The following is a 22,952-nucleotide window of genomic DNA, read 5'->3' as shown; positions in this document are numbered from 1 at the left end:
CTCCCTCACTTCCTGCTTCTAACGCGTCGTTGTTTTTTTTATCGGCGAGTTGACGTCAATATGTTATAAAAAACCCTCTTTTTTTCTAAACAAAAAAAGCTTTTCTTTTCTAAGTCGCCTTAGAAAAGAAAAGCTTTGACGTTCATAAGCTGATTTAAGGTTTGGCTTGATCTTCCGATTTGGGACGTAGTCTCGATAATAACTGCAACACAGGACGTTTGGTCTGACCGACTAACCCTATGACTTCGGCGCCGATCTGCATAAAGAACATCATGATACAGATGACGACGAACGTGACCCAACTTGCTTCGAACATTGCCGATGCGGATTGGATAACGGCAAGAACTCCGAAGAATGCAGCAATACCGTAGATAATCAATACCGTTTGACGGTGACTGAATCCAAGTTCGCGCAGACAATGGTGCAAGTGCCCTTTATCCGGTGCAAAGATCGGCTTTTTTTGTAATTTACGACGAATGATCGCAAAGAACGTATCCGACAATGGAACCCCGATGATAATCAGTGGCGTGATGAACGACAAGACTGCAATTTGCTTAAATCCGAGAAGCGACAACATCGCTAAGCTGAAGCCTAGGAATAACGAACCGGTATCGCCCATAAAGATTTTTGCCGGATGGAAATTGAAGAACAAGAATCCGATAATTCCGCCGAGCAACAGTAGGCACAGCAGAGCTACGATCAGATTGCCGTTAATCAGTGCCATCACCAGAATGGTTCCGATCGCAATACCGGATACGCCGGCTGCAAGACCGTCGAGACCGTCAATCAGGTTGACTGCATTCGTAACGCCGACGATCCAGAAGATCGTGAGCGGAATCGCAATCCAATTTTCAAGTGAAGAATAAGCATCCATAAAAGGAATATTGACAAATTCGACTTTGATTCCGAATCCGAATACAACGACGCAAGCCGCGCCAATTTGAATTAAAAACTTCAATTTAGCATTGAGATCGAATTTATCATCCAAAGCACCGGTCAATACAATAATCGTTCCGGCTGTGAGGAATGCCTTAATGAAGTTCCCGTCGCGTTCCGACAAGTCGAACGGAAGGAAAGGCATAACGGCAAGCAATGCAATGACAAAAGCGAGAAAAATTCCGAGTCCGCCAAGTCTTGGCATGATACGCGTATGCACTTTGCGGGCGTTAGGTACGTCCACGACTCCAACCTTGATGGCGAACCGCTTGACCAGCGGAGTCAGACCGAGAGCCAATCCGAGCGCGAGTACGAAACCTAAAATATAGACGATGAACATATTTGTCTCAAACCTCCAATGTGTTTCAACCGGGAATTATTATAACGCGCTCGGCGCTTGAATACCAGCACGAATATGCGGATTTCCGTTTTTACGGTTCCTATTTCCCACTTTTTTTCGCTTTTTTCACCTTACGCATGAATTGAGGAAGCACCATCATCCGTGGCAAACGAGAAGGTTCTTTGGCAAGACGGTAAAACCATTCCAAGCGCATCTTCTGCATCGCAACCGGCGCACGCTTCGTTTTTCCCGAGATCACGTCAAAACTTCCGCCGACTCCCATAATGACCGAAGCGCCCAATTCGTGTTTGTGACGGGCGATCCACGGCTCTTGCGTTTTGGCGTCGCGAGCGACGAACAACAAATCCGGCTCCGCGCGGCGAATCGACTCGATCACTTCCGCATTTTCCGGAGCGCCGAAGTAACCGTTGCGAACTCCGACGATTCGGACTTTCGGATATTGTTTCTGTAACCTACTGGCTGCTTCCTGAACCACTTCTTCCGCAGCGCCGAGCAGATAAGCGGTCCAGCCCAATTGTTCGCCGCGTTTCATCAGCTCGTGCATCAGATCAAATCCGGCAACACGCTCCGCGACCGGATCTCCGAATTGCTCCGCTGCCCATACGACGCCGGCTCCGTCCGGTACGATGAGTTCCGCTTCGCTCATCGCGCGCATATTTTCTTCGCTTTCCAGCGCCGCCATAATCATAATCGGGTTGGCGGTAATGACTTGGTGCGGCTTTTTGGACGCTACAGCCGCTTCCAACACGTCCACCGTTTGGCTCATATTGAGCTTTGACACATGAACGCCAAAGATCGAAGTCACCGGCACTTCACCGATTCCGGTATTGTTAGGCATCAGACCCATAAATTTCGCTCATCCTTTATGTGAAAAATATTCAGCGATCGCTCGTGCAGGACGTGTCGCTTCACGTTTTAACTCTGCGATCGACGATTCGCGTTCCGATTTCCATTTTTCGGCATTATCCAGCAAATGAATCAACTCTTGCGACAAACGCTCGGGTTCTACCTTTTCGATATTCCCAATCGCCGTGACGTTTAACTGTGCCAAAAAGCTATCGATTTTCGGATCGTAGGAAACTCCCGCCAGAGGTACACGTTGTGAAGCCGCGTAGATCAGACTATGCAGACGCATTCCGACGAGCGCTGAGCAACTTCCGACTTCAAGCAACATGGCTTGAGGATCTTCGGTCTGACGTGTGGTGATTTTTGAACCCAACGATTTCACGTCGCCCATACGCTCGATCACGTAATTGGAAGCTCCTTCGTCGTCCGGCAGATGGAACGGCAAAAAGCAAAAATGAACGTTGCGAGTTTCTGCGAGTTTACGCAATCCGTCCGCAATCCCGGCAAGTTCCGTTCGATCTTCGTTCCAAAAACGGACCGACACTCCGATCTTCGGCAAACCGTCCGGCTTTTCGGCTGGGAACTTCGAAGCGGCACCTGCCGGAAGCGGAAGACCCATAACGGGATCAGGTACAACTTCGACGCGGCTGCCGTCCATTTTCATCGAACGGAGCAGCGCTGCCGATTCTTGATCGCGAACCGAAATATAATGACTGCGTTTGAACGAACCGTGAATCAATGGATAAAACAATTTGCGATTGACCGGCCCTACGCCTTGCGCGTAAATAAAGACCGGCTTGCCCATCCACTGCGCCAAACGAATCACGCCGACATAATAAGGAATCGTTTTGGAACTGGTCGCATCTTGCAGCAGACTTCCGCCGCCGCTGATCAATCCATCGCTTTCTTTGAGCGCTTGACGCACTTCGCTCATTTTCATGCGATGTACGGCTTTGACTCCATAGACGCCGGCTGTCCAAGACGGATCACCCGACAACACAATCGGTTCAAACTGAATCCCGCTGCGTTTGCCTTCGACTTCAAGCGCCGTCAAAATCGACTTGAGTACCGCTTCATCTCCGCTGTTGCGGAATCCGTAGTAGCCTGAGATTACAATCTTGCGAGCAGAGGCGACCATTTCTTCCAACACCTTTCGATGATTTGCCATATCAATACAAACACAAGCCCTACGATAATGCCGAAGCCAATACCGATCAGATCACGAAGCAATGAAATCCAGATCGGCGTATGAATATGGGCGAATGTATCAACCATCGACAATTGCCCGATCGACGCGATAATCAACACATAAATCGCATGACGATATTTCAAAGCGACAAAGACGCCAACAATAAACAAAGGATGCCCCATCAAAAATTCTTTCGTTCTTGGACGTACGCCAACTGTCGTTTCGAGCAAGTTACGGAACGTCATTTCCAGCGAGCTTACACTTCCGCTATTGCCGGTGCGAGACAGATAATACAATCCAGCTACGCCTGCTACAGCCACGATCAAGACCATCGCAATCGTAACCGGCATACGCAAAATTTTGCCCACGCTACCGAACGCCGAATTTTTCCGGTAAAACAGTACATAAAATGCCGTCAGCGCAATCGGAGCCAGATGCAGCAGACTGACGCCGCGGAACTGATCCAATACCAATTGATACGTCACATGATTGAGCAACGCCACGATAAACGGTACTGCCATCAGCGACATCGCGCTTGTTCGCAAGAACAACAAAATACCGTGAGTCAAGCGGCGTCCGACTTTCATCGACTGCCCTGTTTCGTATAGACGATCCACTTTGCGAATCGCAAAGACCATCGCTATAGTCGGCGCACTAATGCCTGCAAGTAGCGCCAGTGCTTGTTCCATTAGATGCGGACGCAGCACATACAAGCCAGCTGTGCCAATCACGCCTAACACAAAAGCAATCAGCGTCAGCGGCGGAATAAATACCGATACCAACAAAGCAATCAAGGCTACAGCGCCCAGAATCGCTACCCAACGGAAGTAATTTTGTCCTGCCATCTCCGCAACGTCAAAAGAAGATGCCGGGCCCATCTCAAAACCGTAATTCTCGATACGCTGAATCGCGCCTTTTGGTCCTTCTAAGCTTTCGACCAAGTTTTCAATCGTATCTGTAATACGCCCTTCGACGGTATTCGTCTGTACAGCGGTATGAATAAACATCATACGAATATTACGGTCTTTTGCCGCCAGTGCAAAACGATCCGCAATCACGTCAGGATCAAGCGAAGAATCCCGCCCACTTAACGAATAAAGACGAGCCACATTGAAGTTCGTATCTTTCGCCAGTGTATCAAAACCTCGCTGAGGTCCGCGCAAATTTTCGATCGCCGCGATTCCGATTCCGCGTTCGTTCAGTAACTGAGCGAAATCTTCCAAATGCCGATCGTCTACTTCTTCCGCGTAACCCGGCACTTCTTCGCCATCGAATAAGATTCGATCCACACCCATCGATTTGAAACGATCCAACAAAGAAGCCAAAGCCTCTTGATCGTATACCGCACTGTTACTCAGACGAGGCAGCAAGTGGAATCCTTTTTGCTCCAACATCTTCATTGCTACTGGATCGGGGTCCATTGTTTTCAATACTGCATTTTGTACCGGTGTTGCAATTTTCAGACCGCTTCGACCATTCAAAGACCAATCTTCGACTGCAATATCTTGACTTGCAAAAGCTTTGCGAATGATTGGCTCGATCTGCGCTTGGTTATCAGCGTCTGTAAATAGCAGATATGTAGCGTTCTCGTTTTCCGTCAAAATTTTACCTGTCAGACGTGCTGAATCTTGTTCGCTGTAAACGGTAATGCGGCGTGCATTAGCAAGTTCAGTTAACGTCGTTTGATAGACTGCCATGGTATGAATACCGGCTTCTTGCAAAACGTCCAGCTGCTCGTTGATCCAAGCTTGCGGATTACCTTGATAAGCAGACACTTGCACCAAGTCTCGATAATCGAAAATCATTTCTACGTTTTTGGACGTTCCTTCTGTCCGAATCCGATCGTAAGCTACTGGAAGCGCAGCTACGATCCCTAAAATCACCAGAATCCATAATAATTTTGTCGCAGCTTTGTTCCACTGCCGCCATTTCTGACTCAAGTTCGGTATACCTCCTTGCTCAAGCGTCTGCTTAAGCATTGTTCAAGTTGATAATAATGAGACGCCTCCTGCCGAAACGCGCCGCTTCGGCGCGCTTTGGCAAGAGGCATCGTAGGGATGTCTTCCCGACTTGCGATGATTGTCTACAGACTTCACCGCAAGTCAGAAAGAAATATGCAATTCAATCACAACCATTTACACGAAAAATTCGATTAAGCGTCGACTTTTGCAGTAACAGCTTGTACCAAGCGTTCAACCGCTTGCTCCGCTTCTGGCAGTGAATCGCCGCGAACCGCGAAGTAGACTTTGATCTTCGGCTCTGTGCCCGATGGACGAAGAACGAACCAAGAATCGTCTTCCAACATATACTTCAGCACATTTTCAGAAGGAAGCCCGTCAATACCTGTCGCGTAATCCAGCGTTTGCACGACTTTGATTCCAGCAACTTCGGTTGGCGGATTTTCACGCCATTCTGCCATAATCGACTGGATTTTTGCCAGACCGTCTTTGCCTTTCATCGTACGCGATTCCAGACGTTCGATAAACGTACCGAACTGCGCATAAATTTCTTCCAGCACATCGTACAACGTTTTGCCTTGCGTTTTGTAATACGCAGCAGCTTCCGCAATCAACATCGAAGCCAACACGGCGTCTTTGTCGCGAGCATAGCTACCGGCAAGGTACCCGTAACTTTCTTCGTATCCGAACAAGAAAGTATGGTCGCCGGATTCTTCGAATTGCGTCATTTTTTCACCAATGTACTTGAATCCAGTCAACGTATTGAAGACCGTCGCTCCATAATGTTGCGCGATTACCGCACCCAGTTCACTGGTTACGATCGTTTTGATCACGGCTCCATTAGAAGGAAGCGTTCCGTTTTCTTTCATACGGCTCAGTACATAGTTCACCATGATCGCACCGGATTGGTTACCGCTCAAGACGACATATTTGCCTTCTTGGTTGCGTACGACAGCGCCCATACGGTCACAGTCAGGGTCCGTTCCGATCAAAATGTCCGCATTCAACTCTTCGCCCAGCTTCATCGCTAACGTGAACGCTTCGCGCTCTTCCGGGTTCGGTGATTTCACCGTCGAGAAGTTGCCGTCCGGTTGTTCTTGCTCCGGTACGACATTTACATTTTTAAAACCGATTTTCTCTAGCACGCGGCGAACCGGCAGATTGCCTGTACCGTGCAGTGGAGTGAAGACGATTTGCAAATCATCGCCTTTACCTGCTGCTAACTGTTCGCGGCTAAGCGACAGGCTTGCAACGGTGTCGATAAAAGCTTCATCTTCTGCATCGCCGAGCCATACGAGCAATCCTTGCGCTTCGGCTTCTTCGCGCGAGATACGCTTGATCGCCGAGAACGAAGCTACGCCTTGTACCAGATCGATGACGCGCTCTGCTTCATGAGGAACAAGCTGCCCGCCTTCATGATTGTATACTTTGTATCCATTGTATTCAGGCGGGTTGTGACTTGCCGTTACCATGATGCCGCCATCTGCTTGCAAATGACGAACCGAGAACGACAATTGCGGCGTCGTACGCAGCGATGGGTACAACTTCGCTACAATACCGTTTGCAGCAAGTACCAACGCAGCTTCCAATGAAAACTCCGGCGAGAAATGACGCGAATCATGCGCAATCACAACCGAAGGTTTGCCTTCTTTGCCTTTTGCGGTTTCCAGTATGTACTCCGCAAGCCCTTGCGTCGCTTTCCCGACGGTGTAACGGTTCATGCGATTGCTACCTGCGCCAATGACTCCGCGCAATCCGCCTGTACCAAATTCAAGCTCCCGGTAAAAACGATCTTCCAATTCGTCCGGTTGTTCTTGAAGCCCTCGAAGTTCTTCTTTGGTAGCCTCATCGATACTTGGATCTTCCAGCCATTGCTGGACGGCTGCTGCCGTTTTTTCGTTCAACATAAATGATCTGCCTCCCTGTCCGGATTATGGGGTAACGAAGATTGTACGGTCAGGTGCTTATTCGCGATCAGCGAGCGCAAACATCATATCGCCTTCGGCAACGACGTTTCCGTCTACTGTAGCTACGGCATGTCCTTTTCCGATCTTCCCTTTGAAGCGAGTCATTTCGACTTCTAACCGTAGCGTATCGCCCGGCGTAACTTGACCTCTAAAACGGAAGTTATCGATGCCTGCGAAAAATCCGAGTTTCCCACGGTTTTCTTCGACGATCATCATCGCTACGCTTCCGACTTGAGCAAGTGCCTCAACTATTAATACCCCCGGCATGACCGGATAACCCGGAAAATGTCCGACAAAGAAAGGTTCGTTTACAGTTACGTTTTTAATGCCGACCGCGCGCTTGCCCGGTTCGACCTCCAAAATCCGATCCACCAACAAAAACGGCGGGCGGTGCGGTATGATTTCTTGAATCTGCTGTGAATCCAACATTACGCGCAAAACTCCCTTCGGCAATTTCCCCCATCATTATACAGTTTCCCGCAGCAAAAAGAAATCGCAGAAACCGCTCACGGCAAAAGAGCCGCTCGTGGACCTCTACGATCTCCGAACAGCTCTTCCTTATAAGTCGAGATTTCTACTCTTTACGGAGCGAACACCAGATCAAACACATGCATCCACGTCTCTGGTTTGAACGCTTCTTCGATCCCTTGCTTCCCCATATAGACATAGCCAAAGACCAGACCTCCAGCTAGACAAAGCACGAAAAAAAGTAGAAAAAGAATCAAACGAAGAACTCTTTTGCCGAATGATCGTTTACGGCGTACGGGTGCTTCGTTTTGCTCATCCATGACCTTTTCCACATCTAAGCCTCCTTGCCGCAAAGTCCGAAGCCCCGGAAATATATTCTACCGGAGCTTCGGACCACTTGATTGTATAATCTATTCATTTGACGATTATTGACGAATACCATTTGCAAGTGTAGCCATTGTATCACTTGATGTCAACGCTTTGGCTGCCAATTGATACGCGCGCTGAGCTTGCAGCAACTCCGTCATTTGCGAAGTCATATCGACATTGGATTGTTCCAAATATTGCTGTCTGACTTGTGCAGTCACTCCGTTGTTCGTCAGTACGTCGCCTTCATTCGCGTCTGCCGCTAAAGTGAATACATTGCCTTCGATCTGCTCCAGACCTTCAGGACGATCTACGCGTGCGAGCGAAAGTTGACCCGCTGCTGTGCTTGTTCCGTTAGGATTCAATGCACGTACCGCACCGTCGCTATCGACTTGAAGTTTGGAGTTCGCAGGAATTCGAATCGGCTGTCCGTTCGTGCCCATCACCGGATGCCCTTGATTCGTCATCAAGTAAACATTCTGCGTATCGGCTCCAAGCGAAGACAATTGAAAAGCACCTTCGCGTGTCCATGCTTTTTGACCGTTTACTTGGATCTCGAACAACGCATTACCTTCAATCGCGATATCCGACAAACTTCCGGTTTCTTTCAGCGGTCCTTGCGTCAGATCGACCGTGACTTCGCTCATGCGAGCGCCAAAGCCCAAGTTATATCCGGCATCTGTACGACGTCCGTCCAAAATGAACGTATCGCTTTGCTTTTGCACTCGGGTGAGTACATCTTGAAAACTACTTTGCTTGGCTTTATAACCTACGGTATCGAGGTTCGCCATATTGTCCGCAATCAGATCAAGCTTACGCTGGAGACCATTCATTGTGACCGCAGCGCTAATCATTGAATTATTCATGAATATGCCTCCTTAGTTAAACTCGTCCGACTTCGTTCACGGCTTTTTCCAAGCTTTTATCATAAAACTGTACGATCTTCTGGTTCGCTTCGTAAGCGCGAAGTGCTGCTGTCATATCGACCATCGATTGCGCAGCGTCTACCGTCGAACGTTCCAAGAAACCTTGCTTCACTTCGATCTGGTCATTGTTGGTTGCGGCGCGAAGCGAAGCTGCACCTTGTGTTTTTTCGGCAAACAGCCCTTCGCCATCGCGAGTCAATTCATTCGGGCGTTCTGCAACAGTAATTCCGATTCGTCCCGAAGCTGCACCCGTTTGTTTGTTAAAAATAGTCCCGTTCTCACGCACCCAATAATCATCCATTGAACCCGCAAGTACGATCGGTCTGCCATCTTGTCCAAGTACGTTCTGGTTCATCGAAGTAAGCAATCGTCCATCCGGGCTTAAATGCATATCGCCATCACGTGTATAGCCTACGCCTCCAGCTGGATTTTCAACATTGAAAAAGGCTTGCGGCTTATACAAAGTCTGTCCGTTAGCTTGAACCGATTTGCCGGAAGCATCGAAAATGACGGGTGCACCTTGTGCATTTCTCACTTGAATATCGGAAACCAGAGCAAGATCGTCGGACGAGTTGGACTCTGTCACATCGCCTTGTACCATCATCGAAATGCTCTCTTCGGCAAAAACGCCCGTGTTCAGCTTGCCTAATTGACGATTATCGCGACCTTGATCCCCACCTTGTAACGCCACCATCACTTCCGGAAAAGAACGTGCCACACTCTCCACTTGCTTGTATCCTGTCGTATTCAAGTTGGCAATATTCTGCGTAACCGTATCGTGTCTGTGTTGCTGCGTCATCATCCCTGCGGTTGCCGTATATAATCCTCTTAGCATTTCGATGTTTCCCCTTTCCGATTCTCGTGGATGCGGTGCTTAATATGTCGAATAGTTCTCAAGATGTCTAGGTCCGTGTCCTGATGACCGGCGCTCTAAAAAAAGCCCCTCCGGCCTTGTTTTATATATATCGGCAGATTTGCGTTTTTTTGAAGGGAATTTTAGAATTTTTTCTTTGCTGTTTTGTCGAGATGATCCAGCATCTTTTGTGTGCCTTTTACTACGCAGTGCATGGGGTCTTCCGCTGTCCATACCGGAACTTTGAGTTCGTGAGCCAGCAGATCGTCCAGACCATGAAGCAGAGCGCCACCGCCCGTCAATACGACGCCGCGATCAATAATGTCCGCAGACAATTCAGGAGGTGTACGTTCCAATACAGTCTTCGCTGCACTCACGATCAAAGCAACCGATTCGTCCAACGCTTCTTTCACTTCCGCGGATGTCACAGAAACCGTGCGTGGCAGACCTGTTACCATATCGCGTCCACGAATATCGACTTCTGCTGTGCGGCCATCTGGATGTACCGAAGCGATATTGATCTTCAGATCTTCCGCTGTACGCTCACCGATCAGCAATTTATATTTGTTTTTGATATATCGAATGATCGATTCGTCAAAAGTATCGCCTGCAACTTTGATCGAAGACGAAGTGACAATATCGCCCATCGATAATACCGCTACATCCGTCGTGCCGCCACCGATATCGACAACCATATTTCCGCTTGGTTGATAAATATCCATGCCTGCGCCGATTGCTGCCGCTTTTGGTTCTTCTTCCAGATATACATCTTTTGCTCCGGTACGCTGGGCCGCTTCGCGGATTGCTTTTTGCTCCACGGAAGTAATATTGGTTGGTGCACAAATCAAAATTCGCGGGCTTCCATACCAGCTTTTTCCGCCAACTTTATTGATAAAGTAACGCAGCATCGCTTCTGTGATATCAAAGTCTGCAATCACGCCGTCGCGTAACGGACGAATGACTTCGATATTGCCAGGAGTACGCCCTACCATACGACGAGCTTCTTCACCGACAGCCAGCACACGCTTCGATTCTTTCTCCACTGCTACAACTGACGGCTCATCGATAACGACGCCTTTACCTTTTACATAAATCAGCACGTTCGCCGTGCCCAGATCGATCCCAATATCCTTGCTCAACATGTCTTTTCGCGGCCTCCAGCATCCTTGTTTATTCGGCTTTTCCCTTGCGCATTTCCGCTTGTCATCCGATTAACTACCAGCTTTTAACATAACATATTTATAGGGTATACATCAACGGAAAATCCGCGGAAAATCAGGCTAAAAACGCAAAAAAACCAAGTTCCGAAGAACTTGGTTTTTTGAACCTTATTGCAATTACGCCAACGTTGGTTGCACGCTGAATGTTGCAGCTTCCGCACGAACTGAAGTTTCAGTTGTCGGCGCTGCTTCTTCAGCAGCTTCCGGCATCGAAATGCGCCAAATATCCGCACCCAATCCAACGAGTTTTTCTGTCAAATTCACGTAACCACGATCGATATGATGCGTGGCTCCGACTTCTGTCGTACCTTCCGCAACCAGACCGGCACAAATCAAAGCCGCGCCTGCGCGAAGATCAGTTGCTACGACTTTCGCGCCAACGAATTTGGTCTCGCCGCTAACGAACGAAGAACGTCCTTCAACTTTGATCTCAGCATTCATCAGACGGAATTGATCGACGTGCATGAAGCGGTTTTCGAATACCGTCTCCGTTACGACGCTTGTTCCTGTTGCGCTAAGCAGCAATGCCATCATTTGAGATTGCATGTCTGTAGGGAAGCCTGGGTAAGGCAGCGTTTTGATGTCTACTGCACGAAGCGGCTTATCCGCGATAACGCGAATTCCGTTTTCGTCAGGCAAGACGGTTACGCCCATTTCTTCCATTTTCGCTACGACCGGACCGAGATGGTCAGCAATCGCGCCTTCCACATAGACGTCTCCGCCTGTGATCGCCGCAGCAACCATATACGTACCTGCTTCGATACGGTCAGGGATGACCGTATGAGGAGCACCTACGAGTTTTTCTACGCCTTCGATACGGATCGTGCCTGTACCTGCGCCGCGAACGATTCCGCCCATTGCGTTCAGGTAATTTGCCAAGTCTACGATTTCCGGTTCTTTAGCCGCATTTTCGATCGTCGTTGTACCGACTGCCATCGTTGCCGCCATCATAATATTTTCTGTCGCACCTACGCTAGCTACGTCCAGATAAATTTTCGCTCCGCGAAGTCTACCTTCACTTTTCGCTTCGACATAACCTTCGCCAAGCGTCACGGTTGCGCCCATTGCTTCGAACCCTTTAAGGTGTTGGTCGATTGGACGTGTTCCGATCGCGCAGCCACCCGGCATCGAAATGCGAGTCGAGCCTAAGCGCGCGAGTAAAGGCCCCATAACGAGGAAGGAGGCACGCATTTTGGTTACCCACTCGTATGGCGCTTCAGATGAAGTCAGGTTTTGCGCATTTACACGGATGACTTCATCACGGTATGTAATGCCTGCTCCTAACGATTCCAAAACTTTGTTGATGGTCATAACGTCGTCAAGAGGAGGTGCATCAGAAATGATACTTTCTCCTTCTTGTCCTAACAGACTGGCAGCGATGATAGGAAGCACCGAATTCTTGGCACCGCTAACTTTTACGGTTCCGGTCAATCGTTTGCCGCCGCGGACGATAAATTTGCTCATCTTTGTATTCCCTCCGCGCGTTTAATTTGCGTTTAATTTTTGGTCATTCATTTGTGTTTTTGGTATTGTGCACATTCCGACTGGAAAGCCGGTTCGTCTTTTGAAAAAGAAATGGAGCTAACAAGCCTAATCACTGATTAACCCAAGCGTTCCGACTTCAAACAATTTTAATCTCATAATCCGTTTCTAAGCAACTGCGACCATCCGATGTAATCCAACATGAAGCTTGCAACAAAGTGTCCGAGTACGATCGCAAGTAATACATGCAGCATTTTACCTTGCGGGCTTTGGGGATGACGGATAATCACATCCAGCTTTAAATTCTGCAACGCCCACCACGACAAAAAGATACATCCAAGCGATAACACCATCGACAAAATGCCGGAAACTCCGGTTTGCGAAAAAGCCGTTATGGCGTTCTCAGCCATTCTTCAAGCCCCTTTCGTTCATCCGGTCAGACCTTCGGTCCGCTTATGAAGTATTTTTGCGGACTTCTCTATAATACTGGGAAGCGAGCGAAGAATCCAGCACATTTCACACAATTTTTACAAAAAAGCGCCTATAAGTTTCCTGCAAAGCCTATGAATTGCCTTTTGCTTGGTTGCTTAAAAAAATGTAAGCGCTATACGTAACAACGCCTTTCGCTTAGCCCTCTTTTGTTATCGTCAAACGTCTTTTGAAAATGAATTGCTTCTCCCTTATTTCCTCGGAAATATTTTGGTCAAACAAAAAACCGATCCTCGAAAGGATCGGTTTTCTTATTTATCTACTACCCAAATCTGTCGTGGTTACGTCGATCCGAGTCATTGCACGTTTCAGTGCAAGTTCTGCGCGGCGGAAGTCCACTTCATCTTGGTGTGTTTTGCTGCTTTCGATTCGCATTTCGGCTCTTTCTTTTGCCGCACGAGCGCGATCGACATCGATGCTTTCCGGCAGTTCGGCACTTTCAGCCAAGACGACTACTTTTTCGCGGCGGACTTCAAGGAAGCCGCCGTGAACCGCGATATGCGAACGTTTGCCATCATGTTTCACTGTAAGCGGGCCGATCTGAAGCGGAGCGACCATCGAAATGTGCCCGGGTAAAACACCCAAGTCGCCTTCTACGCTTTTCGCGATGATACCGGTGACCTCACCGGAGTAGACGAGACGCTCCGGCGTGACGATTTCCAGTAAAAAGGTGCTCACTTGTATCCCTCCTCACCCAAATAGCTTATAGGGTTTTCGCTTTCTCGACGGCTTCTTCGATCGTGCCGACGAAGAGGAATGCCGCTTCCGGCAGATCGTCGTGCTTACCGTCGAGGATTTCGCGGAAGCTTCGGATCGTTTCTTTAACCGGTACGTAGCGACCTTTCAAACCTGTGAAAGCTTCGGCTACGTGGAACGGCTGTGACAAGAAGCGTTGGATTTTACGTGCGCGAGTTACGATGAGTTTGTCATCTTCACTCAGCTCGTCCATACCCAAGATTGCGATGATATCTTGAAGCTCGCGGTAACGAGCAAGGATTTGCTTAACGCCTTGAGCTACATCGTAGTGTTCTTCGCCAACTACGTCAGGAGCCAAGATACGGGAACTGGAAGCCAGTGGATCTACCGCAGGGAAGATACCCATTTCGGAGATTTTACGTTCCAAGTTCGTTGTCGCATCCAAGTGAGCGAACGTTGTTGCTGGTGCAGGGTCCGTATAGTCATCGGCTGGTACGTAAATCGCTTGAATCGAAGTTACGGAACCTTTTTTCGTCGATGTGATACGTTCTTGCAATTGACCCATTTCAGTCGCAAGGGTTGGCTGGTAACCTACTGCCGAAGGCATACGACCGAGAAGTGCCGATACTTCCGAACCCGCTTGAGTAAAGCGGAAGATGTTATCGACAAACAGCAGTACGTCGCGTCCTTCTTCATCACGGAAATATTCCGCCATCGTCAAACCAGTCAAAGCAACGCGCAGACGTGCGCCCGGAGGCTCGTTCATCTGACCGAATACCATCGCTGTTTTGCTGATAACGCCGGATTCTCTCATCTCGTGATACAAGTCGTTACCTTCGCGCGTACGTTCACCAACGCCCGCAAATACGGAGATACCGCCGTGTTCTTGCGCGATGTTGTTGATCAGTTCTTGGATCGTAACGGTTTTACCTACACCCGCGCCGCCGAACAGACCGATTTTACCGCCTTTTGCGTAAGGAGCCAACAAGTCGATAACTTTAATGCCGGTTTCAAGCATTTCAGCTTGTGTCGACAATTCATCAAAGGTTGGAGGCTGACGGTGAATCGGGTTGTTAACTGGAGAAACCACATCGCCAGCTTCGTCGATCGGCTCGCCCAATACGTTAAATACGCGTCCAAGCGTAATTTCACCAACGGGAACAGCGATTGGAGCTCCTGTATCGACAGCTGCGCTGCCGCGCGTCAATCCGTCTGTAGAAGACATCGCGATGCAACGCACCGTGTTGTCGCCCAAGTGAGTCGACACTTCAAGAGTCAATTGGAACGTTTGACCGTTTTCCATCGCTTTTGTAACTTTGAGTGCATTCAGGATTTCTGGAAGCTGACCACGTTCGAATTCTACGTCAACGACCGGACCCATGATGCTGATGATACGTCCTGTATTCATGCTTGGTTTTCCCTCCTACAAGCTTCAGCTTTGTGCCGCACTCGCGCCGGCGACGATTTCGGTAATTTCCTGTGTAATGGCCGCTTGACGCGCCCGGTTATACGTCAACGTATATTCGTTAATCAGCTTAGATGCGTTTTTGGTTGCAGAACCCATTGCCGTCATTTTAGCGCCAAGCTCACTCGCTTTGCCTTCTAATACAGCTTTGTAGATCAGTGTTTCTGCATAACGCGGTAACAACTCGCTCAGTACGGCTTCCGCGGAAGGTTCGAATTCGTAAGATTGTAGCGTTCCTTCGAACGAAACCGGCTCCATTGGTAGCAGACCTTCAACCTGAGGAATTTGTGTAAGTGCATTAACGAATTGGTTATAACATAAGTATAGTGCATCGGTTTTGCCTAATTCGTAATCTTGAACCGCGCGAGTTGCGATGGTTTTGATATCCGCAAAAGAAGGCGAATCGGAAAGCTCGGTAACAACCTCTGCCATTTCGATTCCGCGTCTACGGAAGTAATCGCGACCTTTGCGTCCAATCACGTAAAGCACATACTCATCGGGTGACGAATGGCGATCGCGCAATTCGTTGGATACGCGGCGAAGAATATTCGCATTGTATCCCCCAGCAAGACCACGGTCGGATGTGATCACGAGATATGCGGTTTTTTTAGCCGTCCGCTTTTCGAGCATCGGGTGACTGATTCCAGCGCTAGCAGACGCGATACTTGCTACGACTTCACGCAATTTTTCCGAGTACGGACGAGCCGCTTCGGTCTTCTCTTGCGCACGTCGCAGTTTAGCAGCGGCTACCATCTCCATCGCTCTCGTGATTTGACGAGTGTTTTGTGTACTTTTAATTTGCCGTTTAATCTCGCGTATACCTTTAGCCATATATTCACCTCCAGACTTTGCGAAGCAAAGTCACTTCGTAAGCGTTAATCCGCTCGTAAGAAAATGTTCGAGGATGCGTAAGAGCAAAGCCGCTCTTTCCTCATCAGAAAGAATGCGGCTTCACCTATTCGAAGCTTGGAAAGCTTCTAACGAAGACGTGCGCCGAGCCGATTAGGCTGTCGTTGCAAATCCTTTTTTGAATTGTTCGATCGCAGCAACCAAAGCTTTCTCGTTATCCGATGTCAAATCTTTCGTTTGAACGATCGAATCCAAAATAGCTGTGTGCTCAGTCGTCATGAAAGCGAGGAACTCGCGTTCAAAACGGCGAACATCTGCAACCGGAATATCGTCGAGCATGCCTTTTACAGCGGTATACAAACTTACAACCTGCTGTTCAACAGACAAAGGTTGGTTAACGCCTTGTTTGAGGATCTCCATCATACGCGCACCGCGGTTAAGACGGGACTGCGTCGATTTATCGAGATCGGAACCAAACTGTGCGAAAGCTTGCAGCTCGCGGTATTGTGCCAGATCCAGACGCAGCGTACCTGCGACTTTTTTCATCGCTTTGATCTGCGCCGAACCGCCGACACGGGATACCGAGATACCGACGTTGATCGCCGGACGTTGACCGGAGTAGAACAGATCCGATTCCAGGAAGATCTGACCGTCCGTAATCGAAATTACGTTGGTTGGAATGTATGCCGATACGTCAGATGCTTGAGTTTCGATGAATGGCAGAGCCGTCAACGAACCGCCGCCACGTGCATCACTCAGTTTCGCTGCGCGTTCCAGCAAACGGGAGTGCAAGTAGAAGACGTCACCTGGATAAGCTTCCCGACCCGGAGGACGACGAAGCAACAAGGAAAGTTCGCGGTAAGCGGCAGCTTGTTTGGACAAGTCATCATAGATAACCAGTGCATGTTCGCCTTTGTACATGAAGTACTCGCCCATTGCACAACCTGCATAAGCAGAGATGTATTGCAAAGGAGCCGGGTCAGATGCAGAAGCGGTTACGACAACGGTGTATTCCAATGCACCGTTACGACGCAATGTTTCTACAACTTGTGCAACCGTCGATTGTTTTTGTCCAATCGCGACATAAACGCATTTTACGTTATTGCCTTTTTGGTTCAAAATGGTATCGATTGCGATCGTCGTTTTACCTGTTTGACGGTCACCGATGATCAATTCGCGCTGACCGCGACCGATTGGTACCATCGAGTCAATCGCTTTAATACCCGTTTGCATCGGTTCGTGTACCGATTTACGATCGATAACGCCTGGAGCCGCGCCTTCTACAGGGCGGGAATACGGTGTATCGATTGGGCCTTTGCCGTCAACCGGTTGTCCCAGAGGGTTTACAACACGACCGAGCATTGCTTCGCCTACCGGCACTTCCATGATGCGGCCTGTACGTTTAACTTGGTCACCTTCACGAATATCCGTGTAAGGACCGAGAATAACGATACCGACATTGTCTTCTTCCAAGTTAAGCGCCATACCCATGACGCCGTTCGAGAACTCAAGAAGTTCGCCAGCCAATACGTTATCAAGACCGTGCGCGCGAGCAATACCGTCACCGATTTGGATAACGGTTCCCACTTCTGCGACCTCAATTTCATTTTGATACTGTTGAATCTGATTTTTAATCAGTGTGCTGATTTCATCAGGTCTGATACTCAAGTGGTTCCCCTCCCGTCACTTATGCTTGTCTTTCAAAAGACTTTTCGAGACGAGCCAGCTTGCCCGCCAAACTTCCGTCGTAAAGTGTGTTGCCGATCATAACTTTAGCGCCGCCAAGCACACTTTTATCGATGATATTCGTAACTGTAATCTTTTTCCCGGTTAGTAAGCCAAAACGTTCTGCTGTCGCTGCTTTTTCTTCTTCTGTCAAAGGAAAAGCGCTATATACAGTAGCGTCTGCCAAACCTAAAGCTTCATTAGAGATATGCTCGTAACTTTCGCACAGTTCATGGAACAATTGAGTGCGTCCCCGCTCGATCAAAAGATCAAGCGTACGAACGACCGCAACCGATACACGACCTTCAAAAGCACGATTTAGCACATTCTTTTTAGCTTCTACCGAAATTCCGGGTGACTCCAAAAACTTGCGTAAAGCCGGATCGGACGCAAAAGCTTCCGCAATGGCACGCAGCTCAGCCTGAGTCTCGGTAACTTTGCTTTCGGCTAAAGTTACTTCGAATAGCGCGCGCGCATAACGTTTTGCGACCAGCGTGTCGCGGCTCATGATTTCGTACCTACGTCTTTCAAGTACTGATCAACCAGGCCTTCATTTGATTTTTCGTCGATCTCTTTTTCGATGAGCTTGGATGCGATTTGTACCGATACGCGTCCAACTTCGCCGCGAAGTGCAGCCATCGCTTTGTTCTTTTCACTTTCGATGTCTCGAAGTGCTTCATCTTTCAAGCGTGTCGATTCGTCTTTCGCTTGGGCAATCAGTTGATCAGCTTGCTTGCTGCTCGTCTGTCTGGATTGCTCAATAATATCGTAAGCATCTTTACGCGCTTGTTGCAGCGCTTCTTTTTGTTGTTCTACGTAAGCGGCAGCTTCTTCACGTGTAGCAGAAGCTTCATTCAATTGACTAAGTACCATCTCGCGGCGTTTCTCCATGACCGACATCAAAGGTCCAATTGCATAACGATTGAGCAGCAGGTAGAGAACGACAAACGCGATCAGCGTGATCACTGTAGAAGTCCATACAAAATGCACTCAGGTCACTCCTTTCCAGACTTGTTGATCGTTCATATATCGTATTCGTTTCTCTACTTTCTTCGAGTGAGCAGAGAAAACGAGCACAGTCCAATCAGTTCAAAAAGAAGGCGTGGAGGCTGCTGCCATCCCCGCCGAATTGTACGTTCCGAAAAAAATTAAGCTGCTGCCCAGAAGATGAAGGCAAGAACGACACCGATGATTGGAAGGGCTTCGACCAGACCTACACCGATGAACATTGTTGTTTGAAGCGTCGATTTTGCTTCTGGCTGACGCGCGATACCTTCAACTGTTTTACTGATGATCAGACCGTTACCAATACCTGCGCCAAGAGCGCCCAAGCCTACTGCGATCGCAGCGGCGATAAATGCCATAACTCCCATTGAATGTAGTCCTCCTTGGTTTGTGTACCTTAAAATTTATAGTCAGTTCGGACCACCTATGTAACCTGTAGCCAAACCTATGACTCGATGTTCAGCGTGCCTATTACCCGACTAGTGTTCTTCGTGCGTGTCGATTTTCTGAGATATGTATACCATAGCCAGAATCATAAAGACGAACGCTTGAATGGCACCGACGAAAATACTAAATCCTTGCCATACCATCATCAGCGGAATCGAAGCGATTGCACCAACAACATTGACAGCAGCCAATTTCAAGATCACGCTAATCAATACCTCGCCGGCAAAGATATTACCGTAGAGACGCATACCATGCGTCAGCAAGCTAGAGAATTGCTCGATCAAGTTGATTGGTAGGAATACCGGATACGGCTCCAGATAGTGCTTGAAGTACGACTTCGTGTTTTTCTTGATTCCCAAATAGTGAACCATGAAAAATACGATTGCGGCAAGCGTCATTGTGACAGAGACATCGGCTGTAGGCGATTTCCAGAACGCAACTTCGATATGCGGATCTTCATTTCCTGCGGCAGCCGCAGCGTTAAACGCATCCACAACTGATACGATAGGTTGACCGAAGATTGTTGCATCTCCAGCATGCTCGTACCCGAATACAATACCGAATGGAAGCCCTAGCATGTTGCTGACAAAGATAAACATAATCAATGTCACGCCTAAAGTGATAAATGGTTTGCCTTTTTTCAAATCCATCGTACCCGCGATTTGGTTCTGAACGAATTCGATGACCCACTCCATAAAGTTCTGAAGTTTGCCTGGATTTTCAACCGACAGATTGCGAGTTGCAAACTTAGCGAGAAGGAACACAACGAGACAGCTTACAATCAACATCGTGATGATCGAAAGGTCGAACGGAATTCCTCCAAGTTCGATTATGGGAGCTTCATGCATCTTTTTCACCCCTTTCTGCAGCTAATCTTTCTTTTTCCAGACGCTTCTGTTCGAAACGAGCCGTTTCCGCTTTGCTTTCTTTGAGATTGAACACAATCCCAAAGATCAGCAAAATGAACGGGGCGATCACGAGACACGAGAGTAGCGCTTGCAAGTTTACTTCATGCGGAAATTCGATCGCGACTACAACAGCCGCAATCGCCGCAATTGCACGCCAGGAAAAACCGAGCCCCCCACGGAACTTTCGCCCTTCGGCAGCCGCATCGGTGATTTTCCTAACTCTGTATCCTAGATAATACGCGCTCATACAACTAATACTGACTCCGAAAACGATGCCTAGCAATATCGGATGATGGTGCGGAGCAATCAGCATCCATACCGCTCCAATCGCCAGCATTATGTATGTCACGCGCGTTAGCCAACGCATGTACTTCGGTAATTCACTCATTGCTTCCCTCCAAGACTTTACGAACGAGGACGTAAATGCCGATTGCTCCGAGTACAAGGCCAATCAACACACCTAGCCCGACCCACAAACCGGAACCACCCATCTTTTCGTCCATCCAGCGCCCAAAGAGAAATCCGACTAACGTAAAAACCGCAAGGTCGATCCCAATCGCACCTACAAGTCCCACGGCTTTCCAAGCACTTGAAGTAGGAGCTTGTTTCTCCTGTTTATTCATCGCTTGTTAACCTCATAATCCCCATTCATTTTACTGAACAGAAAGAGTTATTGTCAATTCATAGAACTTTTTCTTTAAAAGAAAAATTCTTGAAATTTTCATGGTTTTTGCATGGAAAATGATTGCTTCTTTTCATCTTCTCGGACAAAATCCGAAGTTTTTGAAAAGTCTCGACGATGGTTGGACGTGAACATAGACACACTTGTGAAAGCGTATCAACCGTACAGCTATACTGTATACTGTTTCCCTAGTTAACCACAATGCAAGTTCGCTTTAATTTGTGTCTATTGTGTGAAAATCTTCTGGGCGGCTTTCTTCAAATCCAAAACTGTGAAGAATAGCTTTGACAATACGCTGTGAAGCTTTTCCATCTCCGTAAGGATTGGCAGCGCGGCTCATCGAGTCATACAAAACGCTGTCGCTAAGCAATGCCCGGGTTCTTGTATACACCTGTTCTTCTTCAGTACCTACAAGTTCAAGCGTTCCCGCTTCTACACCTTCTGGACGTTCCGTCGTATCACGCAGCACAAGTACCGGAACACCGAACGAAGGTGCTTCTTCTTGCATACCGCCGGAATCGGTCAAAATCATATGCGTATGCGGATAGAAGTTGTGCAGATCCACGACATCAAGCGGATCAATCAACGAAATACGTGGGTGATTGCCCAAAATTTCGTGAGCAGGCTCTTTGACTGCCGGGCTTGGATGCACCGGATACACAATCGCTACATCTTCGAACTCGTCGGCAATCCGTTTCACCGCTCGGAAAATGTTACGATGCGGTTCGCCTTGCGACTCGCGGCGATGTGCGGTCATCAATATTAGGCGTTTGCCTTTTGCCCAATCCAAGACTGGATGCGTGTAATCCGGCTGTACCGTATATTGAAACACATCGGTAACGGTGTTGCCTGTGACAAAGATGGTTGATTTCGATTTATTCTCTTTTTCAAGGTTGCCTGAAGACCAAGACGTTGGCGCAAAATGTAGATCAGCCAAGACGCCTGTCAGTTGACGGTTCATTTCTTCCGGATACGGAGAAAGCTTGTTCCATGTCCGAAGCCCTGCTTCAACGTGACCGACTTTGATCTGTTGCATAAATGCCGAATAGCTCGCCAAGAATGTCGTCAGCGTGTCACCGTGTACCAATACGATATCCGGTTGTGCTTCGCGAAGCACAGGCTCTAATCCTTGAAGCACGCGCACCGAAATTTCATTCAGGGTCTGACGGTCTTTCATCACGTCCAGATCGTAATCCGGTGTGATTTTGAACACTTCCAACACTTGATCCAACATCTGACGATGCTGCGCGGTTACGCAAACGATCGATTCGATCTGATCGGGATGTTTTTCCAATTCGAGAATCAGCGGTGCCATTTTGATCGCTTCTGGGCGCACGCCGAAAATCGTCATGACTTTAATTTTTTTCATTTGTAGATTCCCTCACTTTTCCGCTTGCTATCCGTTCTTTTACAAGCCTAAACGACTGCCGTAAAATTTAATTCCTTCATTATAATATAATCGTTATTTATTTCGTGCCGTATAGACGGTCGCCTGCATCGCCAAGACCTGGAACGATATAACCGTGCTCGTCTAACTTTTCGTCCAATGCCGCAACATAGATATCTACGTCCGGGTGAGCGTCTTGTACCGCTTTCACACCTTCCGGCGCTGCGATCAAGTTCATCATTTTAATTTGCGTACAACCGCGTTTTTTCAGTACATCGATCGCTGCAATTGCCGAACCGCCTGTCGCCAGCATCGGATCGATCACAATCAATTCGCGCTCTTGAACGTCTGTTGGAAGCTTCACGTAGTATTCCACCGGTTGCAGGGTATGCGGATCGCGGAACAGACCGACGTGTCCGACTTTTGCTGCCGGAAGCAACTTCAAGACGCCGTCCAGCATACCCAGACCTGCACGCAAGATCGGAACCAGACCCAACATCCGACCGGAAATCACTTTGCCTTCGGTTTGGGTAACAGGCGTTTCTACCGGGATCGATTCTAAAGGCACTTCACGTGTAATTTCATACGCCATTAGGGTTGCCACTTCGTCTACCAATTCTCTAAAATCTTTCGTGTTCGTGTTCACATCGCGGATAAATGTCAGTTTGTGTTGGATAAGCGGATGATCGCAAATCACTAATTTACTCATAATTTTTTCCCTCCGTAC

Annotated in this window: 24 protein-coding genes; all 24 read right to left on the bottom strand. The window is 48.3% G+C overall.

What is annotated here, in order from left to right; translation table 11 throughout:
- Nucleotides 1-154: 154 nt before the first annotated feature.
- On the bottom strand, nt 155-1,276 hold the full coding sequence (locus NOM90_RS14860; RefSeq protein WP_255942991.1) for an MraY family glycosyltransferase: 1,122 nt from the start codon (nt 1,274-1,276) through the stop codon (nt 155-157).
- Nucleotides 1,277-1,376: 100 nt separating this feature from the next.
- Complete coding sequence (locus NOM90_RS14855; RefSeq protein ID WP_255942989.1) at nt 1,377-2,144, bottom strand: WecB/TagA/CpsF family glycosyltransferase; 768 nt, start codon at nt 2,142-2,144, stop codon at nt 1,377-1,379.
- A gap of 9 nt (nt 2,145-2,153) precedes the next feature.
- A complete protein-coding gene (gene csaB / locus NOM90_RS14850; protein WP_255942988.1) occupies nt 2,154-3,281 on the bottom strand; it encodes a polysaccharide pyruvyl transferase CsaB in 1,128 nt (375 codons plus the stop codon).
- Nucleotides 3,254-5,311, bottom strand: a complete 2,058-nt coding sequence (locus NOM90_RS14845) for a DUF5693 family protein (protein ID WP_483314047.1) — start codon at nt 5,309-5,311, stop codon at nt 3,254-3,256. The genes csaB and NOM90_RS14845 overlap by 28 nt, the downstream gene beginning before the upstream one ends.
- Nucleotides 5,312-5,484: 173 nt before the next feature.
- Nucleotides 5,485-7,197 (bottom strand): phospho-sugar mutase, encoded by a 1,713-nt coding sequence (locus NOM90_RS14840; RefSeq protein ID WP_255942986.1) that lies wholly within the window; start codon nt 7,195-7,197, stop codon nt 5,485-5,487.
- Nucleotides 7,198-7,254: 57 nt separating this feature from the next.
- Complete coding sequence (gene fabZ, locus NOM90_RS14835) at nt 7,255-7,686, bottom strand: 3-hydroxyacyl-ACP dehydratase FabZ (RefSeq protein WP_255942984.1); 432 nt, start codon at nt 7,684-7,686, stop codon at nt 7,255-7,257.
- A 152-nt stretch (nt 7,687-7,838) separates the two neighbouring features.
- Nucleotides 7,839-8,057: a DNA-directed RNA polymerase subunit beta gene (locus NOM90_RS14830; RefSeq protein ID WP_255942982.1), complete on the bottom strand. Its 219-nt coding sequence runs from the start codon at nt 8,055-8,057 to the stop codon at nt 7,839-7,841.
- Nucleotides 8,058-8,150: 93 nt separating this feature from the next.
- On the bottom strand, nt 8,151-8,957 hold the full coding sequence (locus tag NOM90_RS14825) for a flagellar hook-basal body protein (protein ID WP_255942980.1): 807 nt from the start codon (nt 8,955-8,957) through the stop codon (nt 8,151-8,153).
- A gap of 16 nt (nt 8,958-8,973) precedes the next feature.
- Nucleotides 8,974-9,852, bottom strand: a complete 879-nt coding sequence (locus NOM90_RS14820; protein WP_255942978.1) for a flagellar hook-basal body protein — start codon at nt 9,850-9,852, stop codon at nt 8,974-8,976.
- 161 nt (nt 9,853-10,013) lie between these two features.
- Entirely contained in the window at nt 10,014-11,012 is a 999-nt protein-coding gene (mreB, locus tag NOM90_RS14815) for a rod shape-determining protein (protein ID WP_255942976.1), read from the bottom strand.
- A 195-nt stretch (nt 11,013-11,207) separates the two neighbouring features.
- Nucleotides 11,208-12,554 (bottom strand): UDP-N-acetylglucosamine 1-carboxyvinyltransferase, encoded by a 1,347-nt coding sequence (gene murA / locus NOM90_RS14810; protein WP_255942974.1) that lies wholly within the window; start codon nt 12,552-12,554, stop codon nt 11,208-11,210.
- A 173-nt stretch (nt 12,555-12,727) separates the two neighbouring features.
- Nucleotides 12,728-12,982 (bottom strand): DUF1146 family protein, encoded by a 255-nt coding sequence (locus NOM90_RS14805; RefSeq protein ID WP_255942973.1) that lies wholly within the window; start codon nt 12,980-12,982, stop codon nt 12,728-12,730.
- A gap of 334 nt (nt 12,983-13,316) precedes the next feature.
- Nucleotides 13,317-13,739 (bottom strand): F0F1 ATP synthase subunit epsilon, encoded by a 423-nt coding sequence (locus NOM90_RS14800; RefSeq protein ID WP_255942972.1) that lies wholly within the window; start codon nt 13,737-13,739, stop codon nt 13,317-13,319.
- Nucleotides 13,740-13,764: 25 nt separating this feature from the next.
- On the bottom strand, nt 13,765-15,165 hold the full coding sequence (gene atpD, locus NOM90_RS14795) for a F0F1 ATP synthase subunit beta (RefSeq protein ID WP_255942971.1): 1,401 nt from the start codon (nt 15,163-15,165) through the stop codon (nt 13,765-13,767).
- 24 nt (nt 15,166-15,189) lie between these two features.
- Complete coding sequence (atpG, locus tag NOM90_RS14790) at nt 15,190-16,053, bottom strand: ATP synthase F1 subunit gamma (RefSeq protein ID WP_255942970.1); 864 nt, start codon at nt 16,051-16,053, stop codon at nt 15,190-15,192.
- A 171-nt stretch (nt 16,054-16,224) separates the two neighbouring features.
- Nucleotides 16,225-17,739, bottom strand: a complete 1,515-nt coding sequence (gene atpA, locus NOM90_RS14785) for a F0F1 ATP synthase subunit alpha (protein WP_255942969.1) — start codon at nt 17,737-17,739, stop codon at nt 16,225-16,227.
- A 19-nt stretch (nt 17,740-17,758) separates the two neighbouring features.
- The gene (locus NOM90_RS14780) at nt 17,759-18,304 is read right to left on the bottom strand and encodes a F0F1 ATP synthase subunit delta (protein WP_255942967.1); all 546 of its coding nucleotides are present in this window, start codon (nt 18,302-18,304) and stop codon (nt 17,759-17,761) included.
- Nucleotides 18,301-18,786: a F0F1 ATP synthase subunit B gene (atpF, locus tag NOM90_RS14775; protein ID WP_255942965.1), complete on the bottom strand. Its 486-nt coding sequence runs from the start codon at nt 18,784-18,786 to the stop codon at nt 18,301-18,303. Before atpF ends, NOM90_RS14780 begins: the two co-directional genes overlap by 4 nt.
- 158 nt (nt 18,787-18,944) lie before the next feature.
- Nucleotides 18,945-19,169: a F0F1 ATP synthase subunit C gene (gene atpE, locus NOM90_RS14770; RefSeq protein WP_088491116.1), complete on the bottom strand. Its 225-nt coding sequence runs from the start codon at nt 19,167-19,169 to the stop codon at nt 18,945-18,947.
- Nucleotides 19,170-19,280: 111 nt separating this feature from the next.
- Nucleotides 19,281-20,096 carry a F0F1 ATP synthase subunit A gene (gene atpB, locus NOM90_RS14765; protein ID WP_255942959.1) on the bottom strand — a complete coding sequence of 272 codons (816 nt, stop codon included), beginning with the start codon at nt 20,094-20,096 and terminating at the stop codon, nt 19,281-19,283.
- A complete protein-coding gene (locus NOM90_RS14760) occupies nt 20,089-20,544 on the bottom strand; it encodes an ATP synthase subunit I (RefSeq protein ID WP_255942957.1) in 456 nt (151 codons plus the stop codon). Before NOM90_RS14760 ends, atpB begins: the two co-directional genes overlap by 8 nt.
- Nucleotides 20,537-20,779 carry an AtpZ/AtpI family protein gene (locus NOM90_RS14755; RefSeq protein ID WP_255942955.1) on the bottom strand — a complete coding sequence of 81 codons (243 nt, stop codon included), beginning with the start codon at nt 20,777-20,779 and terminating at the stop codon, nt 20,537-20,539. Before NOM90_RS14755 ends, NOM90_RS14760 begins: the two co-directional genes overlap by 8 nt.
- A gap of 273 nt (nt 20,780-21,052) precedes the next feature.
- Nucleotides 21,053-22,207 (bottom strand): non-hydrolyzing UDP-N-acetylglucosamine 2-epimerase, encoded by a 1,155-nt coding sequence (wecB, locus tag NOM90_RS14750; RefSeq protein ID WP_255942953.1) that lies wholly within the window; start codon nt 22,205-22,207, stop codon nt 21,053-21,055.
- 97 nt (nt 22,208-22,304) lie between these two features.
- Nucleotides 22,305-22,934, bottom strand: a complete 630-nt coding sequence (gene upp / locus NOM90_RS14745) for a uracil phosphoribosyltransferase (protein ID WP_255942951.1) — start codon at nt 22,932-22,934, stop codon at nt 22,305-22,307.
- Nucleotides 22,935-22,952 lie beyond the last annotated feature (18 nt).

It is taken from the genome of Saccharibacillus sp. JS10 (genome assembly GCF_024436065.1).
GTDB lineage: Bacteria > Bacillota > Bacilli > Paenibacillales > Paenibacillaceae > Saccharibacillus.
The sequence above is the reverse complement of the archived record's forward strand: the minus strand, read 5'-3'. Positions and strand labels throughout refer to the sequence as shown.

Bases quoted from the DNA above. Each gene is read 5' to 3' on its own strand.
- murA (WP_255942974.1), bottom strand. From the start codon at position 12,554: ATGAGCAAATTTATCGTCCGCGGCGGCAAACGATTGACCGGAACCGTA.
- NOM90_RS14855 (WP_255942989.1), bottom strand. From the start codon at position 2,144: ATGGGTCTGATGCCTAACAATACCGGAATCGGTGAAGTGCCGGTGACT.
- NOM90_RS14860 (WP_255942991.1), bottom strand. From the start codon at position 1,276: ATGTTCATCGTCTATATTTTAGGTTTCGTACTCGCGCTCGGATTGGCT.
- NOM90_RS14780 (WP_255942967.1), bottom strand. From the start codon at position 18,304: ATGAGCCGCGACACGCTGGTCGCAAAACGTTATGCGCGCGCGCTATTC.
- wecB (WP_255942953.1), bottom strand. From the start codon at position 22,207: ATGAAAAAAATTAAAGTCATGACGATTTTCGGCGTGCGCCCAGAAGCG.
- NOM90_RS14825 (WP_255942980.1), bottom strand. From the start codon at position 8,957: ATGAATAATTCAATGATTAGCGCTGCGGTCACAATGAATGGTCTCCAG.
- upp (WP_255942951.1), bottom strand. From the start codon at position 22,934: ATGAGTAAATTAGTGATTTGCGATCATCCGCTTATCCAACACAAACTG.
- atpE (WP_088491116.1), bottom strand. From the start codon at position 19,169: ATGGGAGTTATGGCATTTATCGCCGCTGCGATCGCAGTAGGCTTGGGC.
- NOM90_RS14840 (WP_255942986.1), bottom strand. From the start codon at position 7,197: ATGTTGAACGAAAAAACGGCAGCAGCCGTCCAGCAATGGCTGGAAGAT.
- NOM90_RS14755 (WP_255942955.1), bottom strand. From the start codon at position 20,779: ATGAATAAACAGGAGAAACAAGCTCCTACTTCAAGTGCTTGGAAAGCC.
- atpG (WP_255942970.1), bottom strand. From the start codon at position 16,053: ATGGCTAAAGGTATACGCGAGATTAAACGGCAAATTAAAAGTACACAA.
- NOM90_RS14845 (WP_483314047.1), bottom strand. From the start codon at position 5,311: ATGCTTAAGCAGACGCTTGAGCAAGGAGGTATACCGAACTTGAGTCAG.
- NOM90_RS14820 (WP_255942978.1), bottom strand. From the start codon at position 9,852: ATGCTAAGAGGATTATATACGGCAACCGCAGGGATGATGACGCAGCAA.
- mreB (WP_255942976.1), bottom strand. From the start codon at position 11,012: ATGTTGAGCAAGGATATTGGGATCGATCTGGGCACGGCGAACGTGCTG.
- NOM90_RS14760 (WP_255942957.1), bottom strand. From the start codon at position 20,544: ATGAGTGAATTACCGAAGTACATGCGTTGGCTAACGCGCGTGACATAC.
- atpB (WP_255942959.1), bottom strand. From the start codon at position 20,096: ATGCATGAAGCTCCCATAATCGAACTTGGAGGAATTCCGTTCGACCTT.
- NOM90_RS14805 (WP_255942973.1), bottom strand. From the start codon at position 12,982: ATGGCTGAGAACGCCATAACGGCTTTTTCGCAAACCGGAGTTTCCGGC.
- atpD (WP_255942971.1), bottom strand. From the start codon at position 15,165: ATGAATACAGGACGTATCATCAGCATCATGGGTCCGGTCGTTGACGTA.
- csaB (WP_255942988.1), bottom strand. From the start codon at position 3,281: ATGGTCGCCTCTGCTCGCAAGATTGTAATCTCAGGCTACTACGGATTC.
- fabZ (WP_255942984.1), bottom strand. From the start codon at position 7,686: ATGTTGGATTCACAGCAGATTCAAGAAATCATACCGCACCGCCCGCCG.